Source organism: Pseudomonas sp. 65/3-MNA-CIBAN-0223, assembly GCF_040310425.1.
Taxonomy (GTDB): domain Bacteria; phylum Pseudomonadota; class Gammaproteobacteria; order Pseudomonadales; family Pseudomonadaceae; genus Aquipseudomonas; species Aquipseudomonas gregormendelii.
This window is the reverse complement of the sequence record NZ_JBEOPV010000227.1, coordinates 1-258: the sequence shown is the minus strand read 5'-3', so window position 1 is coordinate 258 and position 258 is coordinate 1. Positions and strand designations below refer to the sequence as shown.

Here is a 258-nt window from a genome sequence, read left to right as displayed (position 1 = left end):
AATGGAGCCAACCCATTATTCAAAACCTCGTTATTGAATCGTCAAATGCGCCAGCTAGCCATCAGAGGCTTACGGTCCGGGTGGAATCCTGTCGTCCATTCATCCTGCGCAAAAGCGCCTTGGCAACATAAACAATCAGTGCGCCGAGGCTGAACAATGCGATGAAGGGGTCCAACAGGTAATCCCAATAATTGGGGGAAGGCTTGAGGCCCAGGCTGAATGCCAGTGTTGCCAGCCCCAGCATGCACACACCCAACC

The 258-nt window shown here is 53.1% G+C and carries 1 pseudogene; it reads right to left on the bottom strand.

The window, feature by feature from the left end:
* Positions 1-61: 61 nt before the first annotated feature.
* Positions 62-258 (bottom strand): annotated as a pseudogene (locus tag AAEZ09_RS28675) (hypothetical protein); the annotation flags it as partial.